This is a genomic window from Erwinia sp. PME.40.26/001 (assembly GCF_055556675.1).
In genome coordinates this window covers 1-267 of the sequence record NZ_JBVHNP010000205.1, presented here as the reverse complement: position 1 = coordinate 267, position 267 = coordinate 1, and the positions used below count along the sequence as shown (strand labels likewise).

Annotated in this window: 1 protein-coding gene; it reads right to left on the bottom strand. The window is 43.4% G+C overall.

Features of this window, described 5'->3' with window-relative positions:
• Window positions 1-267: TonB-dependent receptor domain-containing protein (locus ACZ3HG_RS23855; RefSeq protein ID WP_465334866.1), on the bottom strand; the 267-nt coding region annotated here is incomplete at both ends.

Genomic DNA, 267 nt, shown 5'->3' with positions numbered 1-267 from the left:
CGCATAAAGTTGCCCCAATAACGGTGCGGTAAATGCAGAAGACACGTTGGCAATAAGTTTAATATTTGGATTGAGATGATAACCATAGCCCAATAAATAAGTGGCCGCTGTTCCAAAGTCTTTGGTGTGATCAATCCGGCCATTTAACTGAACTTGATGTTGCCCCAACGTCTGGGCATAACCAGCATATAAGCTGGACAGATTGCGACTACGATCAATATTGGGATCCTGCAATGTTTCTGTATGAATCGTCTGACGATCAAGCTC